Source organism: Candidatus Omnitrophota bacterium, assembly GCA_028715415.1.
In the GTDB taxonomy this organism is placed as follows: domain Bacteria; phylum Omnitrophota; class Gorgyraeia; order Gygaellales; family Profunditerraquicolaceae; genus JAQURX01.
The window spans coordinates 54210-71209 of sequence record JAQURX010000006.1 but is presented as its reverse complement, the minus strand read 5'-3'; the positions used below and the strand labels follow the sequence as shown (position 1 = coordinate 71209).

Sequence of the window (17000 nt, the reverse complement as noted above, 5' to 3'; positions counted from 1 at the left end):
TTGTCTTCCCTTTACGGCCTAAGATTTTCTAATCTTTATTTGAATTTATTATACCTTCCTTTTCTATTTTTGTCAAACCTTCTTTTAATATACTCCGAAACTCTAAAAATGCTTAAATTTGGTTAAACTATAAGCTAAAGCCGAAATAGCTGCCGAGCAAGGAATAGTTAGTACCCAAGCCCAAATAATATTTCCTGCAACTCCCCACTTTACAGCGCTAAGCCTGCGGATTGAACCAACCCCCATAATTGAGCCGGTAATAGTATGTGTTGTGCTTACCGGTATACCAAAAGCAGAGGAAACAAACAGTGTAATTGCAGCGCCAAATTCCGCGCAAAACCCATCTACCGGCTTAAGCTTGGCTATCTTCTGCCCCATCGTCTTTACAATGCGCCATCCCCCTAACATAGTACCTACTGATATCGCAGAATAACAGGCAATTACAACCCAATTAGGAATATAGAATTTACCTCCGAGAAGCCCTGCGCTAAAAAGCAAACTTGCAATAATACCCATGGTTTTTTGCGCATCATTACCTCCATGGCCTATACTGTAAAATGCGGCAGATACCAACTGCCCCTTTCTAAAAATGTGGTCTACTTTTAAAGGAGAGCTCTTTCGGAATAAAGTATAAACAATCACACCTAATAAGAGGCCGAGGATAAGCCCTGCTAAAGGAGAAATAATTATAAAAGTCACTGTCTTTAATATCCCGCTCCAAACAAGAGATTTGGGCCCGGCCTTAACCAAAGCAGAACCAATCATCCCTCCGATTAAAGCATGAGAAGAACTGGTAGGCAGCCCAAAATACCAAGTAATTATATTCCAACCACAAGCTCCAATAAGTGTTCCAAAAATGATACCCTTATCAATAATCGCGATATCAATAATGCCTTTTCCGATAGTATTTGCAACATGCAGGCCAAAAAATAAAAAAGCGATGAAATTAAAGAAAGCCGCCCAAAAAACCGCTAAACGAGGGGATAAAACTCTTGTTGAAACAATCGTAGCTATAGAATTTGCTGAATCATGGAAACCATTCAAGAAATCAAAAACTAAAGCTAACAATATCAGAAAAATAATACTTAATGTCATTTAACTTAAGCCTGTTTTACAAACAAAGATTCAACTACATGCGCAACGTCTTCGCAGATATCAAGGACTGTTTCTGCATCTTGATAAATCTCTTTCCATTTAATTACCGCTATGGGATTTTTTTCTTTTTCAAAAAGTTCGGCGAGCGCCTTATCTCTCATAGAGTCCCCTACATTCTCAAGACGGTTAATCTCAACGCAAGACTCAGAAACAGATTTAAAATTCTTCATATTCCTTAAACCATTCACCGCACAAGCAACAGCAATAACTGAATTTTCAATAACCGAAGCAAACTCAATAAGATTTTTATCCTTACCTGATATTTTATAAATAACTAAACGGTTCATAATTGTATTAATCATATCAATGACGTCATCAATCTCCTTCGTCAAAGTATGTATATCTTCCCGGTCAAAAGGAGTAATAAAAGTCTTATTCAGCTGGTCTATAATAGAATGCGCTGCTTCGTCTCCCAGATGTTCGAGCTCTCTTATTTTCTTATGCGACTCTTCGTTAATCTCGCCTTTAGAGACTATTTGATTAAAAAGCTTCGCGGCATCAACCGCATAACCAATTTGCTTATCAAACAAATCAAAAAAACTAATTTCTCTTGGGAAAAAATTTAAAATCATATTGGTCTCCTTAAACACAAGTTTTCCCTAATCCACCGGATAGAATTAGAGGCAAATTAATTTACATGGTGTTATTATAAACTATAAACATAAATTATCAATATTTTTAAAGATTTGGCATATTCTTTAGAATTATTTTCAAGCTCTTGGAAGGGTAAATATAAACTTACTGCCTTTACCAAATTCGCTCTCTACCCAAAGTTTTCCCTTATGAAGTTCAATTATATCCTTGGCTATTGGAAGGCCAAGGCCTGTTCCTTCTTCTTTTTCCGAAGTAATCCTTTCAAACTTATCAAATATTTTTTCTTTGTATTCATCCGGTATCCCTTCACCGGAATTAAAAATCTCAAAACGTATTTCTTTTTCAACCCCGCTTAGTTTTATATCAATGCTTCCTCCAGGGAGAGTATATTTAATCGCGTTGTTTAAAAGATTTATTATAACTTCTGTCAACTTGTCCCTATCAGCCCAAACTAACCCTGCGCCTGCTGCAACTTCCTCCTTAAGGCTAAGCTGTTTCTTCCAAATCTCCCTCTCATAAACAGGCAGGATTTCTTTCAATAATACTGATATATCGAGCTGTTCTTTTCTTAATCCCATCTTCCCTGATTCAATCTTAGAAACATCCAAAAGGTCAGTTACTAAACGCGTCAGGCGTTCAATATTTTCTTTCGCAGTCCTTATCAAGCTTTCCTGCTTTTGGCTTATTTCTCCGGCGATTCTATCAATGATAAGCCCCAATGATTCGTTGATTATAGCAAGAGGATTCTTAAATTCATGCGATACATTTGCCACAAAGATTGATTTGCGCAAATTAATCTCCTCAAGCTTCTTGTTCGCCTCCTGCAAGGCAACCTGTGCTTTTTTAATCTCGGTAATATCTTTTGCGGAATGTACTATATTTATAACATTGCCAGCATCATCCAACACAGCTGCTGTTGTAACTAACAAAGGCCTGCCTATCTGTAAATCATCCACTTCAGCCGTAACAGATTTTCTACTATCAATAGTGCCCTTTAAAGGGCAAGTCGGCCAATGTTCCGTGGATTTATGAATAATCTCATAACATTTCTTCCCGATAAAATTATCAGGCTTGCCATTTTCGCCAAAAATATCAATAAAAGCTTTATTTGCCTTAACAATGTGCGATTCTGTATCCATAATAAAAACAAGGTCAGGTATAGAATCAAATGTGCGCTGCCATTCTTCCGCTGCCTGCCTTATCTTTTCTTCCTGGCGCTTGCGCTCACTGATATCAAGAACAATTGCCTGGACAACACTGCGGCCGAATAAATCAAAAGCTGAAAGCCTTACTTCTGTTATAAAATTACTCCCATCTGACCTCTGATGCAACCACTCAAACTGGCAAGAACCATTCTCCATTGCTTCATTAATACGCCGAGAAGCTAATGCAACCGAATCCATGCCATCAGGCTGATGAGGTGGAGAAAGTATTCCGGGATTTAAGCCAATTATCTTATTTTTATCGGTAATACGAAACATTCTTAAAGCCGCGGGATTGAAATCAAAAATTCCCCTACTATCAAGCATCATTACCGCGTCAAAGGAATTTTCAAACAATTTACGGAATTTAATTTCATTTTCAACTAAAGCCTCTGCAGAAATAATTCGCAGCTGAATAATAAGTACAAAAACTCCGAAAAATACGAATAGAATGAAAGAAATCGCTATACCGGAAAGCCTGTAATTATATACGAGGTTTTCCCATTTTGACACCATGGTATCCACGCCTAACACCGCGAGTATTTCTTTAGTCTGAAAATCCCTGACTGGGACAAAAGCAGAAACCCAATCACCCCATTTATCTTTATAAGGGCCTATAACCTTACTATCACCTTTCACAAAACAACTGATTAATTCCAGTGGGAAATCCTTATAGCTTTCTCCCGGAGGAGCAAAGCCAGAAGAATCAACAGGCTCAGCATCAACATAAAAGAAAATTTTCCCATCTTTGTAGCCTAACAAATAAGCATATCTTTGCTCAGGAGAACTCTTAAGGACTTCAAAAAGCTGTTCTTTGATTCTTTCATAATCTTCTTTTCCTATATCAGCATCTGAACCGCTGAGATTCTTTATGCGCCGGGGATTAACAGCGCTAGATACAATTTTTGCGTCTCTAAGCAAGTTGTGATTGATTTCCTTCTTGTAATACTCTCCGATCTGCTCAGTAATTATCCAACCAAAGAATAATATAACGTAAACCAATCCTGCAATTATGTATTTCTCCTTCTTGGATTTGGAAGCAACGGGTAATACTTCTGCTGAACGAAAATATAACCACAGGAACAAAGCGGAAATTAAAATAACTAGTGCCCTAATTAACTGTATAGGTATACCTGTGACCTGAAAGAAAGCATCCTGATTAATAAAATTTGCCGGAGGGAACTTCGCATAAGGGACAATAATTTGGCTCAAAGAAAATAGCACCAAAATAATTACTTGAGGCAATACAAAACTGCTTCTTGTCCTTTTAAATATATTCGTTTTAGAAACCTTGAAAAATACAAAAGCAACTAAAAGGCCTCCTATTGCACCAAAAATATACCGGGAAAATACATTGACACCTGTTATACCATCAAGATGCCAGCCTAAAATAAGCAATAGAAATGCTGGAATATAAACCCACCTGCTGAACAAACGTCCATAACTTTTTTCTATATACCATCTTCCAGATTCAAAAAAACAGACTAAAGAAACTATCAAGAAAAAAATAGTAACAACATTGAATATTTCATTGCTAATGGTATGCAATGTCAACAAATTGAGCCAGGCATATATCCCTTGGAAAAAACCAAACCACGCAAGCCATTTCCAAAGCCATTTTTCTTTATGGGAGACAAACAACAGCAGCGAAATTACGGCTATAACGATAAAACTTAAGCCGTAAACAAAAAGGATGTAATCCATCTGACTTAAGAAGAATTTAATCATATATCCTGCCCGCAAAAAAAACAGCCCCTATTTTCATAGAAGCTGTTTTCTGGACTACTTCAGTTTTACCTGACATCAAATAATATCCGCCTGATAATTTCTTTAAATCCCGTTATCTTTCTTCTTTATTATATTTTGATTCTTCAAATTATCAAGTGAATTTATCGCTAAGAAACAGACTATCCTATTTATTTCTAAAATTCGGCTTTAACCCCACCAGTAAAGGAAAATCCGGGCATAGGAAAACCAGATTGAACCTGATATTTACGGTTTAAAAGATTATCTATGTATGCAAAATAAGTTAAGCCTGACTTAAACTTCTTTGATACATTTAGCCCCAAAACAAAAAAACTCTTTACCTTACCTGTATTGTTAGCATCATTAAATCTCACGCCTGTAAATTGGCTCTTTAGTTCAGCAGTCAGCCCATTATGGTCATTATACTTCAAAGAAGAGTCAATTTTATTCTCTGGCTGGTAGACAAGGTACTTATGGGTTTTCTTATCTCTTGCCATTAAAAATGTATAATTAATACCCAATCCAAACTTATCAGAAATATCTACCAAGTTTTCAAATTCTATACCATTGATTGAAGCAGAGCTTACATTCTGTGGCCTCCACATTCCGCTTCCATCATCTGACCACTGGATAAGTTGGTCATAATCGCTATGGTAATAAGTCAAACCCGAAGTGATATATTTATTTAATTTTGTTTCAACCCCGAGTTCTTCAGTTACCCCTTTTTCCGGCTTTAAATTCGGGTCTCCTTCCTCTCCTCCAACCCAAAACCCATAGTAATAGTAATCTGTCCTTGGCCAATATAAATCATTAAAAGTGGGGGCGCGGAATGAACGGCTTACTAAACCATGCAGTTTTATAGCTTCGTTTAAGGTATAAAGAAAATCGAGGTTAGGGTTAAATTGCGTGCCAAAGTTAGAATAATTATCTATTCTGGCACCCAAATTAATCTTTAGTTTATCAAAAAGATCAAAATGGTTCTGCAAATACCCTGCCGTAACATCATATTTATGTTTTGCAGTGGCAGTACTATCATTCATATTCTTGACATAATTAAACCCGCAGACCAAACGGTATAAATCTAATAATTGTTTTTCAAACTGTAAGTCTCCCCCTCTTACCGTGGTTCCATGGATACTTTTATTGCTATAGCCTGATGAAAAATCCAAAAATTCCAATCTATCATAATTCTGATAAACCTTAGCTAATAAAGTAGTCTTGGTATCAGGCTTAAAATTCCAGCTAAAATCAAAAAAACGATTCAAGGTATTTTGCTTATCTTCTAAATCAGGAGTAGAAACCTTATAGGGCACACCCACCCTGCTTTTATAAAAACCGGAATTCAGGCTTAAATTATTTTCACTGTTTAAATCATACCCTAATTTAAGATTGCAATCTTTGGCATTAAGCGTGGAATTCTCACGGAAACCCTCAGAGCTTTGATAGCCTCCACTGATAAGAAAGCCTAATTTTGGAGCCTTTGCCCCATAAAGCATACGTTCAATATACGTCCGGCGGGTGCCAAAACTAGAGTAAATTTCAGCCTTCTGCCCTTCTCTAGGCGGATTCTTAGTAATAATATTAACCACTCCTCCCATAGCAGAACTTCCGTATAGGCTTGAACCGGGGCCATGCATGACCTCAACCCTGGATACATTGTCTAATGGTATAGTTGAAAAATCAACTTCGCCATCCCTAGGATTATTTATCGGCCTGCCGTCCATCAAAACTAGGACCTGGGCACCAGTAGATCCTCGCATCCTAATTGTCTTTGTAGCATTAGGCCCGCCATAATTACTTATATCAACAGAAGTAAGGTTAGTAATGGCGTCTGCCAAGTCTTGCGACCCGCTTTTTTCTATATCCTTTGAAGTGACCACATCAATAGTGCGTCCGATATCTCCGGAAGACTCTTCAATCCTTGAAGCAGTTACAACAATCTTATTTAGATTAACATCTTCTGCCTTTAGATAACCAGGGAGGGATAAAATGCAAGACACTACCAGCGCTATTAAATATTTTTTCATTCTTAAATCCTTTCTCTTCATGCGAGAGTACTTTCCTTATGATAGATGATCGACCGGGCTTATCCCTAAAAGAGATTTACCGTTGCGCGACAGCGCTTGGGCTTACACCAAGACTTCCTTCATCTATCCGGCTTTTCTTCTCAAAAAAAGTTAATTGAATTTTTTAATATCCAAAAACCAGTGTTTCCAAAACCCTTCTTTTAAAATTGGTTGGGCCTCAACTATTTCAATTGGCTTTTTAAATATAGGCCCGTCAATTACTAATGTATGATATTCCCCATTCTCACCACAAGGGCACGCTCCTTTCTTTTTTAATTCCTCAACTAGTTTTTTATCAATTTGGCGGCCAAGGAATTCTTTTCCCATGATATCCGCTTTACAACTTACAATAACCGCCTTAAACCCAGCATCCAAAAATTCATCAATTATTTTCTCGGGATTATTTTCCCATAACGGCTCAACAGCATTAATTTTTAAATCTCCACAAACACGCTCCACCCAACTCTCATGTTCAAGAAGATAGATATCCCCGAATACCATTGAGGCAATTTCACTTCCTCTTATATCATTAACCGCCTCTTTAAATTCTTCCTCATATTCTTTCATGTCAGGGCTAACTTCTTTTTGCACCAAAGGAATCCCCACCAAATCCGCCTGATGCTTAAGAAGCCTTCCTTCAATCCCATGAAAACAGCCACGCTGGGATTCCCGTGAGATAAAATTAAGGAGGCACTTTATCTTGTAGCCTTGTTTAATTGCTTTATAACAAGCTAAACAACTATCCTTTCCCCCGCTCCAAGACGATATTGCTGTTAATTTATCCATTGGCAATTCCTTTCCAATATTATAAAACTAAATAAAATGGCGCACTCAGCCAATTCAATCCCAGCGCCTAATGTATCTCCGGTAATTCCTCCTATTTTTTTCTTAGTCAGCAAGCCGAATAAATAGACAACCCCTGTCATAACTAATAAAATTAATAATCCTTTTGCCTGCCAGATTGCCGCGGAAATTAAAATAACTATAGCTGCAGAAAGCGTAAAGATATTTAAATTCATCCCATCAATAAAAACTTTTGCTTTCCCTTCACTGCGCGCATATGGAAAATTAAACATGAGGAATACTGCCGACCACCTGCCAAGTGCACACATCAAAATAATAGCTTTGATTGTATTTTCAACATCAATTGAAGATAACAATCCGATCTTTAGAATAACAATACTTATAATACTTAACACCCCCATAACTCCAATATGAGGATCACGCATAATACGCAACATTTCTTCCTTTGATCTTACGCTTAATAAAGCATCAAAAGTATCAGCAAGGCCATCAAAATGCATTCCTCCGGTAATAATAATTAGCGCAATCACTGTGATAACACTTGTTGCAAATGAAGTAAAATCTAAATTAATCAACAGAGTATATAACGCCGCAAGCATCAATCCGATTACTAAACCTACAACCGGGAAATAAATAAGAGACCCTGACAGTTTTTTCACAGAAACACTTTTGATCTTTATGGGGAAAATAGTCAAAAACTGTAAAGCTAATAAAAATCTACTCATTACTTACCCCTTTCGGAAACATTAGCGCTTTCAAAGGTCGCCATTTGAGTAAGGATCTTGATTGCAGCATCAGCTAATCCTATACCAAGCGCCCCTCCGGTTCCCTCGCCTAACCTTAAATCCAAATCAATGAGAGGTTTTAATCCGATATAATCCAGAATAAACCTATGCCCCCCTTCAACTGATTTATGCGCAGCTATCATATAATCTTTAACTTTAGGCTCAAGCTTATAAGCAATAAGTGCGGCAGCTCCCGAAATAAACCCATCAATTACTATCGGTATCTTTTTAGAAGAAGCAGCGAGAATTATTCCTACAAGCCCTCCAATCTCAAAACCTCCTACCTTTGATAAAACATCAATTGCGTCACTGGAATCAGGCTTGTTTACTAAAAGCGCTTTTTTAATGATTTCAACTTTATTTTTTAACCCTTTATCATCTAAGCCCGCACCACGGCCTGTTATCTCTTCAATCGACTGCTTTATAAAACAAGCAGTAATTGCACTTGCTGCCGTAGTGTTCCCTATCCCCATCTCGCCTGTTCCAACTATGTCTGCTCCGCGCTTAAATTCATCTTCAAATATTCCTATTCCGGTAGTTATTGCTTTGATCGCCTCTTCTTTTGTCATAGCAGGGCCTTTTGCCATATTCTTAGTGCCATTATTTACTTTCTTAATTAGTAACCTTGGGTTTGGCTTAAGCTCACTTACAACTCCAACATCAGCTACCACAACGCGGGCACCAACATGGTTTGCCAAAACATTTATTGCTGCTCCATTTGCAAGAAAATTGTAAACCATCTGTGCCGTAACTTCTTTTGGATACGCGCTTACTCCCTCATCAGTAACTCCATGATCAGCAGCAAGAGTAAAAATAACTTTATTCCCCAATACCGGATAATCCTTACCTGTAATCCCGCAAATCTGTTTTGCTAATTCTTCTAACCTGCCTAAGCTTCCAAGAGGCTTAGTTAGGTTATCTAATCTCGCTTGAGTCTTCTTGACCAACTCTTGATCAATACCGCTTATATTTGAAATTATCTCATTAATTACCTTCATTTAATCTCCTATATTTTGACTATTTATTATTCTTCTTGATTAATTCAACTTATTTCTTACGCGTCTGTCTTGTCTTTTGTTTTCTCGGGGACGCTTATTTTGCCCCTGCGAGGCAAAATTTCGCTCCCCTGCGGTGCCTCGCTCTGCCTACTTTCTATTTAGCTGGGCATCCGTGCCCGCTCGGCATCCTCGGAGGCCCCGATAAAACAAAAGCCAAGCCATCTGCTGAAACTCTTACTATTATAAATGAATCTGTCGCTTATTCGAGCGAATGTCGATTTTAGGCAAAGCATGCTCGAGTATTTTGGGAATCCCGATGTCCCGACCGACAGGGCGGGACAATATCGGGACGGCGATGCTGTCCGAGGAGCATTTGCTAGAGCAAATGCGACGAGTTCAGCAGCCGCCAAAATACGAGAGACCTTTGCCGTTAAAAAATCGACCTGAGCGAGAAAAACGACAGATTCATTAAAGAACACACGGCAAAAATTTTCAGCGCCGAAAGCAAACACTAAAATTCAAGCTTTAAAGACGGCAGATTCATTTAATACATGTTGCTATTCCGGAAACCGTAAAGAACACTTTGTCAGCTTCTTTTGCTACAACCTGATTAACCCTGCCGGCTATATCACGAAACTCTCTTCCTAATTTAGTTGCAGGGACAATTCCTAATCCGACTTCATTGGAAACAATTATCACAGTTGCTTTCTTTTTCTTTAAATCAACCAACATCTCCTGAATTGCTTTAATGATTTTTTCCTGATTAAATTTATTTAAAACTAAATTTGAAACTAAAAGCGTCAAGCAATCTATAAGGATACAATCGAATGAATTGTCAATTTTCTTTATTGCTTCTGAAACATTTCTTGGCTCTTCATAAGTCTTCCAATTTTTAGGCCTATCTTTCTTATGCAGCTCAATGCGTTTTCTCATTTCCCTATCCAATCCTTCGCATGTAGCAACAAAAGCTATCTTTTTAAACTTTTTCGCTAAACTCACAGCATAAGAGCTCTTTCCGCTCCTTGCCCCGCCTAAAATTAAAATAATTTTGCTCATTATTAATTACTCCAAATGGCTTGCAGCATTAAATAATTTTATCTTTGGTTTATTTTTCATAAATTCAACAATGGTAACACTAGTAGTCTTGGGGACATGGCGCCAAAAATCTTTCTTCTTTAGGATTCCTGTAACAAATATTCCGATTGCTCCTCCGTGACAAACAACAGCAACAGTCTTCCCCCGGTTAGAATCAACAATCTTTCTAATAGCACAGTTTACCCTTTTTTTGAAATCAACCAGTGCTTCTGCTTTAGGAATATTATATTTAAAAGGATTCTCTAACCAACGGCTGTATTCTTTTGGATACTTCTTTAGAATATCATCATGCCTTAACCCCTCCATGACGCCAAAGCTCATTTCGCGCAAACCCTTAACTTGTATAAGCTTTAAACCTTTAAAGATTATCTTTGCGGTTTGAAGTGCGCGTTTTCGGTCACTGGAATATATTTTATGGAATTTATTTCCGGAAAGATGCTTTTTTAATTTTTCAGCCTGAGCTTTGCCTTCTTTGCTCAAACCTATATCCATACACCCACAATAACGCTTTTCTTTATTCCATCTGGTGACACCGTGCCTAATTAAGACTATTTTAGTTGCCACGTTTAACATCTCCCGGCACCAAAACAACATTTGGTTTATGTGTCAAAGGGTTATCGTTTACCAAAACCACTGTTTTATAAACTGCTTCGATATTCTGATAAGTTAACACTTCTTCGGGAGGACCAATTTTAAAAGTTTTGCCGCTATCAAGCAGAACAATACGGTTACAATATGCACTTGCAAGATTAAGATCATGCAAAACAATTATAATTGTTAAATTGTTTTTCTGGTTGAGCCTCTTTAAAAGATCTAACACCTGTATCTGATGTCCAATATCCAGATGCGATGTCGGCTCATCCAGGAATAAAAGGGTTGGTTCTTGCGCAAGCGCTCTTGCGATAATTAAACGCTGGCGTTCTCCTGAACTTAACTCATCAATTCTTTTATCTTTCAAATAAACCGCATCAGTTAATTCAAGGGCGTTTTGAACAATCTCAAAATCTTTTTTTGTCTCAAACTGCAGGCGTTGCAAATGCGGGATTCTTCCCATCAGCACAAACTCCATTACGCTATAAGAGAAATCAATGGGAATATCCTGAGAAACAAATGCGACCTTTTGACAGAATTCCTTTAAATTCATATCAAAGATGTTTTTATCTTCAAAAGTAATCTCTCCGCTTCTTGGAGCCAGAATCCTTGTTGCAAACCTAAGAAGCGTAGTCTTCCCGCTTCCGTTCGGCCCGATAATCCCTACAAAATCACGGCGGTTAACTTCCAAAGATATATCCCTGACAATATCTTCTTTGTAATATCCACCGGTAAGATTCTTAATTTTTAATAAAGATTCCATAATATTAAACTGATGTTGTGTTTCGGCATTTTCGCTTCCGGCGCTGAAAATTTTTGCCGTGCGCTGCGGTTTACTTCGTCGCTACGGCTTAGCGTTCTTATATAGCTGTCCTTCGCTGCTCGTAAATCCTTGCGCACTAATGTTAATAGCTGTGCCAAAAATTTTCTAATGCGCCTACAGCAAAAATGCCGAAACATTAAGATGAATATTAAACTCTCTTCTTCAACAAAACAACAAATACAGGCGTCCCGATGATAGCAGTAATAACTCCTATAGGAATTTCAATCGGAGCAAAAATAGTCCGCGACAAAAGGTCGCAGACAACCATAAAAATCGCCGCAGCCAAACAAGTAATCGGGATAAGCACCTTATGATTAGGCCCAACAACCCTACGCATCATATGGGGGACAATCAAACCAACAAAACCGATAATCCCGCATATACAAATCAAGCTTGCAGTTATCAAAGCAGTTATCAAAATTAAAATCTTCTTTATATTTTGCGCATCTATACCAAGATGCATTGCCTCTTCTTCGCCCATGCTGATTGCGTTTAAATCCTGAGCAAAGAAGTAAATCGCAGCTATCCCCAATAACACCGGAAAAGAAACTAAAAGGATTAATTTATAATCATAGACCTGTAAACTTCCCCAGAGCCACCAAGACACCTCATGCATAGCCTCATTACCGAATATTGAAACAAGAAAAACGATAACCGCGGAAAATGCTATAGAGATAATCACTCCGGAAAGGATTAAAGAATTGCTGGAGATTCTCTTGCCTTCGCTTGCCAGATTATAGACAATTACTATACTTACAACTGCCCCCAAAAAAGCAGCTAAAGGCATATAGATTCTTGAAATCCCCAAAATAACCGCAATCACTGCAGCAAGGCCCGCTCCACTTGAAGTGCCCAACAGATATGGCTCTGCCAAAGGGTTCCTTAAAACTGCCTGTAAAGCAATCCCCGAGACAGCAAGTCCGCTTCCCACAAGAAGCGCTGTTAAAACCCGCAATAAACGCATGTTCAAAATAGCTTGATTCTCCTTAAACAATAACTTGGTTAACGGGATATCCACCGCGCCTTTAACTAAACCAAGGATAATTACAATAACCAATATTAGAAACAAGAAAATAATGCTGAATTTTAATTTAATTTTTTTCATTGGGATATAATTTATTAAACAAAGCTTTTAAGCCAATAGTAATCCTTGGGCCGGGCCGCAGGAATAAATCTGGGTCAATGTCATTAAACACTCTTTTATTCTTAACAGCATCTATATTCTTCCAGCCAAACCGCGATTCAACAAGTTTTATCGGGGATTCTTTATCCATGTAAGCCAATATAATGCATTGGGGATTAAAACTAATTACTTTCTCAGCACTAAAAATACAATATGGCCGCGGTACATCATGCGCAATATTAATTCCACCTGCAAGCGTAATTAATTCGTCAACTAAGGAGCCTTTCCCCGCGGTCATAAGCGGTTCATGCCAAATCTCAACAAAAACTCCGAGCCTCTTTTCCTGCGGGATATTCTTTGATTGAGCAATCACCCCATCAACTTCAGATTTCATTTTCTCAATCAGCTTAGCTGCTTCATTATGCTTTCCCGTAATTTTACCGATATCGTTAATCGTTTCAAAAAGCTCCTGAATATTTACCGGATCAGCAACATAAAAATTTAATTTTAGCCTTTTTAATTCATTAATAACCGGTGCCTGTTCTAATCCGGTGCAAAAAACATAATCCGGATTTAAAGAAGCTATTTTTTCCAGATTAGGATAACTAAAATCTCCTACCTTTTCTTTATTCTTAGCCTCCGGAGGATAATTGCAAAAAGTGCTTACTCCAACGATTTCTGATTCAAGGCCAAGCGCAAAAAGAATTTCTGTTGTTGAAGGCGCTAGAGAAATATATCTTTCTCCAGCTTGTGCCTTTGATACTAAAAAAACCAACGGAATCAATAATATTAATAGCTTCTTCATAATAAACCTAATGAGTTGTGCTCTTAAAAAAGAAAGCCTCTGACGACTAAATTTGTCATCAAAGGCTTCACCCTAATATTATTCTTAGCCCTTTCCACGAGGAGTTACTTTTTTATAGGCAGGTCTTCTGGCTTCCTAAACACTTTTGGCTTACCTTCCCATCAAATTTTTTGACAGTGGCTTTATCTCTTGCCAAAAGTTTACTTTTCTTTCAAAAAGTACTTAGGTTACAGCGGCGGGACCGCATCAGCATTTACTGATTTCCCTTGTCCTATAATCTCAAGTTGTCAATTGCTACTTTATCAGCTTAAGAAAAACTTGTCAATGTTTATTTAACGGTAGAAATCAAATTATAATTCCTAATCTGCATTTCGCTAGTTTTCAATACTTACTCAAACTTACTCATAGTTACCTATTTTCATATACTTATGTATCACTAGATTTACTCAAACTTACTTTAAACTACCTATTCTTTAAATTTCTACTTACTCAAACTTACTTTATTTTACTTTTATAATAATATATTTTAATCATAACTTACTTATTATTACTTTTATTTACTTATCTTTAATATTCATAAGAGCTCTTTTCTATCTTCTTCTTTGTTACTTTAAAAAATGCAGAGGCAGTTCCTCGTCCCTGATCTTTTAAATAAAACTGCTCAACAGACCAAGTATACGTCTTTGCATCATCAAGTAAAGCTGTATCAATCTTTATCTTTGTAATGTTAGGTGGCAGCCTTTTTTGAAAAATCAAATTTATCTCCTTAGCATCTTCTCCTTCGTATAACCTAAATACTGAATGCCGCCTGTTCACTAAATCCGTAGCGTACATAGCCCAATGAAACTCCAGGAAATCTTTATCCGTAAGGTCAACTTCATCATTAACCGGATAAAGTAATTTAGGGTCAACTACTACACCTAATATTGTTTTCATTCGGCTATCATCCAATGATTGCGCACAAATAGGCGCGTTTAACACAACGAGCAATAATAATAAAAGAATAGTTAGTTTTTTCATTCCTACCTCTTTGTGGGTAATTGACAAGCTGGTTTTAATCCGTGTTTTTCATAATAACGCTGGTGATATTCTTCTGCTTTGAAAAAATCGCCAGCGGGAATAATTTCAGTCACAATCCTACCTTTAAATTTCTTTGATTCTTCAAGTTTTTTCTTAGCTTCCTTTGCTAATTTTTCCTGCTCCGGGGTATGATAAAAAATCACCGAACGATACTGGCTGCCGATGTCCGGGCCTTGCTTATTAAGAGTAGTTGGATCGTGTATACTCCAAAAAACATTCAACAAATCCTCATATGAAACAACCTTAGGATTGTATTCTATCTGCACCGACTCCGCATGCCCGGTTTTATTAGTGCACACATCTTCATAGGTAGGATTTCTTAATTTTCCTCCTGTATATCCGGAAATTACTTCCTTAACTCCATTTACTCCCCTAAAAGACGCTTCTACTCCCCAAAAACAACCAGCTGCAAATGTAGCTAATTCCGTTTTATCGGCTTTGTGTTTATCTATTTTTTTAAACTTAAGGGCAACCGAATTAATACAATAACGCTTACCTGTTGGAGGAGGCCCATCATCAAAAACATGGCCTAAATGTGCATCGCATCTTGCACATAAAACTTCAACCCTATGCATACCAAAACTATCATCGGATTGTGTTTTGACATTTAAATCTGAAACCACTTCCCAGAAAGAAGGCCAACCAGTACCAGATTCAAATTTTGAACCCACTTTAAATAAATCCGTCCCGCAACAAACACACTGATACACCCCTTCTTCGCCCTTTTTAGGAATCGGGCAAGTGCCACTAAAGGGCTTTTCTGTCTCTTTAAGCCTCGTAATTTTAAACTGCTCAGGAGTTAAAATCTTCCTCCATTCAGCATCAGTTTTCACGACTTTCTCAACCTCTCTAACCTCTCCCGTTGCGGCATCAAAGATTTTAACCTTCTCTATATCTTTAGCAAAATCTTTCATATGCCCTCCTAATAAAAAAACAAGCAGTAATAAAGCGGTTTTCACGACTTTATTATTCATTTTTACAACTCCTTGTTTTTATTTTTTAACTGGCAGGGTAAAATAAAACTTTGTTCCTTTGTCTTTACCTTCACTCTCAAACCACATCTTTCCACCATGCATCTCAACGAACTTTTTGCTTAAAGGCATACCTAAACCGGTTCCAGAATATTTACGTGAATATTCACTGTCTATCTGCTCAAATTCCGAGAAAACTTTTTTCTTGTCTTTTTCTTCAATGCCTATACCATTATCCCATACACAAGCTAAGACTTCATTCTCATTGGTCTTTTTGGCTTCAATACCAATATTGCGCCCATCCGGAGTAAACTTCAATGCATTGGAGAAAAGATTGAATATTATTTGCTTAATTTTCCTCTCATCAGCAACAATTAATCCGATATCATCATTAATGGTTTCAGAAAAATTAATCTGATGCTCCCTCATTTTATCTTTTACAAATAGAGAACTGTTCTTGAGAAGCTCTTTTAAATCAAATTCACTTAAATCCAGCTCCATCTTGCCTGCTTCAACTTTAGACAAATCAAGAATATCGTTTATCAAAGAAAGAAGATGCTTGCCACTCTCGTTAATTAAACCAAGATACTCCTTCTGTTTTTCATTAACCGGGCCGATCACCTGATCCTTCATCATTTCTGAAAAACCGATTACCCCATTAAGCGGGGTCCTTAATTCGTGCGACATATTCGCTAAAAATGCGCTCTTTGTCTTATTTGCCGCCTCTGCTGCTTCTTTCGCGTTTAATATTTCTACCTCTGCCTCTTTAAGCCTCGTAATATCATTTCCAATGCAGAGTATTTCTTTAAGGCGCTTATTACTATCAACAATAGCCCTATTAGTCCAAGCAATCCAAACCCGGCTGCCGTTTGAAAGCATATTTTCATTCTCGTTATTAACGTAGCGCTCAGGATGGATCATTATATCGTCAATCATTTTTGTAAGGTCCTGCCCGGATGTATCCTTCAAAGGGACAATCGAACCTATCACGTTTTTCCCCAAGATATCTTCTTCTTTAAACCCGAAGAATTTCTGCGCAAAATTATTAAAGAAAGTAATATTTCCTTTCACGTCCATTCGCAAAATAATGCTATTCGCGTCCTCAACAAGGGTACGATAGTCCTTTTCAATTTGCAATTTACTTTTTTGATTTCCCCACATG

Annotated in this window: 15 protein-coding genes and 2 riboswitches; all 15 genes read right to left on the bottom strand. The window is 37.5% G+C overall.

Annotation, left to right across the window (positions count from 1 at the left end; translation table 11 throughout):
• Nucleotides 1-102: 102 nt before the first annotated feature.
• The 15 genes from PHO70_03835 to PHO70_03765 all read right to left on the bottom strand — a co-directional run bounded on the left by PHO70_03835 (nucleotide 103) and on the right by PHO70_03765 (nucleotide 16999).
• Nucleotides 103-1095 carry an inorganic phosphate transporter gene (locus tag PHO70_03835; GenBank protein MDD5432100.1) on the bottom strand — a complete coding sequence of 331 codons (993 nt, stop codon included), beginning with the start codon at nucleotides 1093-1095 and terminating at the stop codon, nucleotides 103-105.
• A 5-nt stretch (nucleotides 1096-1100) separates the two neighbouring features.
• Nucleotides 1101-1727, bottom strand: a complete 627-nt coding sequence (locus PHO70_03830) for a DUF47 family protein (GenBank protein ID MDD5432099.1) — start codon at nucleotides 1725-1727, stop codon at nucleotides 1101-1103.
• Nucleotides 1728-1865: 138 nt separating this feature from the next.
• Nucleotides 1866-4679 (bottom strand): ATP-binding protein, encoded by a 2814-nt coding sequence (locus PHO70_03825; GenBank protein MDD5432098.1) that lies wholly within the window; start codon nucleotides 4677-4679, stop codon nucleotides 1866-1868.
• 194 nt (nucleotides 4680-4873) lie between these two features.
• Nucleotides 4874-6724: a TonB-dependent receptor gene (locus tag PHO70_03820; GenBank protein MDD5432097.1), complete on the bottom strand. Its 1851-nt coding sequence runs from the start codon at nucleotides 6722-6724 to the stop codon at nucleotides 4874-4876.
• 1 nt (nucleotide 6725) lies between these two features.
• Nucleotides 6726-6870: riboswitch (adenosylcobalamin (AdoCbl) riboswitch) on the bottom strand.
• Between the two features lie 4 nt (nucleotides 6871-6874).
• Nucleotides 6875-7549 carry a diphthine--ammonia ligase gene (locus PHO70_03815; GenBank protein MDD5432096.1) on the bottom strand — a complete coding sequence of 225 codons (675 nt, stop codon included), beginning with the start codon at nucleotides 7547-7549 and terminating at the stop codon, nucleotides 6875-6877.
• Entirely contained in the window at nucleotides 7537-8292 is a 756-nt protein-coding gene (cobS, locus tag PHO70_03810) for an adenosylcobinamide-GDP ribazoletransferase (protein MDD5432095.1), read from the bottom strand. The genes PHO70_03815 and cobS overlap by 13 nt, the downstream gene beginning before the upstream one ends.
• Nucleotides 8292-9350 (bottom strand): nicotinate-nucleotide--dimethylbenzimidazole phosphoribosyltransferase, encoded by a 1059-nt coding sequence (gene cobT / locus PHO70_03805; protein ID MDD5432094.1) that lies wholly within the window; start codon nucleotides 9348-9350, stop codon nucleotides 8292-8294. Before cobT ends, cobS begins: the two co-directional genes overlap by 1 nt.
• 540 nt (nucleotides 9351-9890) lie before the next feature.
• Nucleotides 9891-10406, bottom strand: coding sequence for a bifunctional adenosylcobinamide kinase/adenosylcobinamide-phosphate guanylyltransferase (gene cobU, locus PHO70_03800; protein ID MDD5432093.1), 516 nt, complete (start codon nucleotides 10404-10406; stop codon nucleotides 9891-9893).
• A 6-nt stretch (nucleotides 10407-10412) separates the two neighbouring features.
• Nucleotides 10413-11009 (bottom strand): histidine phosphatase family protein, encoded by a 597-nt coding sequence (locus tag PHO70_03795; protein ID MDD5432092.1) that lies wholly within the window; start codon nucleotides 11007-11009, stop codon nucleotides 10413-10415.
• Nucleotides 10999-11799: an ABC transporter ATP-binding protein gene (locus tag PHO70_03790; protein MDD5432091.1), complete on the bottom strand. Its 801-nt coding sequence runs from the start codon at nucleotides 11797-11799 to the stop codon at nucleotides 10999-11001. The genes PHO70_03795 and PHO70_03790 overlap by 11 nt, the downstream gene beginning before the upstream one ends.
• Nucleotides 11800-12007: 208 nt before the next feature.
• Nucleotides 12008-12964, bottom strand: coding sequence for an iron ABC transporter permease (locus PHO70_03785; protein MDD5432090.1), 957 nt, complete (start codon nucleotides 12962-12964; stop codon nucleotides 12008-12010).
• Complete coding sequence (locus PHO70_03780) at nucleotides 12951-13787, bottom strand: cobalamin-binding protein (protein ID MDD5432089.1); 837 nt, start codon at nucleotides 13785-13787, stop codon at nucleotides 12951-12953. The genes PHO70_03785 and PHO70_03780 overlap by 14 nt, the downstream gene beginning before the upstream one ends.
• A 99-nt stretch (nucleotides 13788-13886) precedes the next feature.
• Nucleotides 13887-14101: riboswitch (cobalamin riboswitch) on the bottom strand.
• Nucleotides 14102-14354: 253 nt separating this feature from the next.
• Nucleotides 14355-14807, bottom strand: coding sequence for a hypothetical protein (locus PHO70_03775; protein MDD5432088.1), 453 nt, complete (start codon nucleotides 14805-14807; stop codon nucleotides 14355-14357).
• Nucleotides 14808-14809: 2 nt separating this feature from the next.
• A complete protein-coding gene (locus tag PHO70_03770) occupies nucleotides 14810-15841 on the bottom strand; it encodes a bifunctional methionine sulfoxide reductase B/A protein (GenBank protein MDD5432087.1) in 1032 nt (343 codons plus the stop codon).
• Between the two features lie 18 nt (nucleotides 15842-15859).
• Nucleotides 15860-16999 carry a PAS domain-containing sensor histidine kinase gene (locus tag PHO70_03765; GenBank protein MDD5432086.1) on the bottom strand — a complete coding sequence of 380 codons (1140 nt, stop codon included), beginning with the start codon at nucleotides 16997-16999 and terminating at the stop codon, nucleotides 15860-15862.
• Between the last annotated feature and the right edge of the window lies 1 nt (nucleotide 17000).

What these genes read in the sequence shown, in the direction of transcription:
- PHO70_03780 (MDD5432089.1), bottom strand. Translation starts at nt 13,787, where the DNA reads ATGAAGAAGCTATTAATATTATTGATTCCGTTGGTTTTTTTAGTATCA.
- PHO70_03815 (MDD5432096.1), bottom strand. Translation starts at nt 7,549, where the DNA reads ATGGATAAATTAACAGCAATATCGTCTTGGAGCGGGGGAAAGGATAGT.
- PHO70_03825 (MDD5432098.1), bottom strand. Translation starts at nt 4,679, where the DNA reads ATGATTAAATTCTTCTTAAGTCAGATGGATTACATCCTTTTTGTTTAC.
- cobS (MDD5432095.1), bottom strand. Translation starts at nt 8,292, where the DNA reads ATGAGTAGATTTTTATTAGCTTTACAGTTTTTGACTATTTTCCCCATA.
- PHO70_03785 (MDD5432090.1), bottom strand. Translation starts at nt 12,964, where the DNA reads ATGAAAAAAATTAAATTAAAATTCAGCATTATTTTCTTGTTTCTAATA.
- cobT (MDD5432094.1), bottom strand. Translation starts at nt 9,350, where the DNA reads ATGAAGGTAATTAATGAGATAATTTCAAATATAAGCGGTATTGATCAA.
- PHO70_03770 (MDD5432087.1), bottom strand. Translation starts at nt 15,841, where the DNA reads ATGAATAATAAAGTCGTGAAAACCGCTTTATTACTGCTTGTTTTTTTA.
- PHO70_03830 (MDD5432099.1), bottom strand. Translation starts at nt 1,727, where the DNA reads ATGATTTTAAATTTTTTCCCAAGAGAAATTAGTTTTTTTGATTTGTTT.
- PHO70_03775 (MDD5432088.1), bottom strand. Translation starts at nt 14,807, where the DNA reads ATGAAAAAACTAACTATTCTTTTATTATTATTGCTCGTTGTGTTAAAC.
- PHO70_03790 (MDD5432091.1), bottom strand. Translation starts at nt 11,799, where the DNA reads ATGGAATCTTTATTAAAAATTAAGAATCTTACCGGTGGATATTACAAA.
- PHO70_03765 (MDD5432086.1), bottom strand. Translation starts at nt 16,999, where the DNA reads ATGTGGGGAAATCAAAAAAGTAAATTGCAAATTGAAAAGGACTATCGT.
- cobU (MDD5432093.1), bottom strand. Translation starts at nt 10,406, where the DNA reads ATGAGCAAAATTATTTTAATTTTAGGCGGGGCAAGGAGCGGAAAGAGC.
- PHO70_03820 (MDD5432097.1), bottom strand. Translation starts at nt 6,724, where the DNA reads ATGAAAAAATATTTAATAGCGCTGGTAGTGTCTTGCATTTTATCCCTC.
- PHO70_03835 (MDD5432100.1), bottom strand. Translation starts at nt 1,095, where the DNA reads ATGACATTAAGTATTATTTTTCTGATATTGTTAGCTTTAGTTTTTGAT.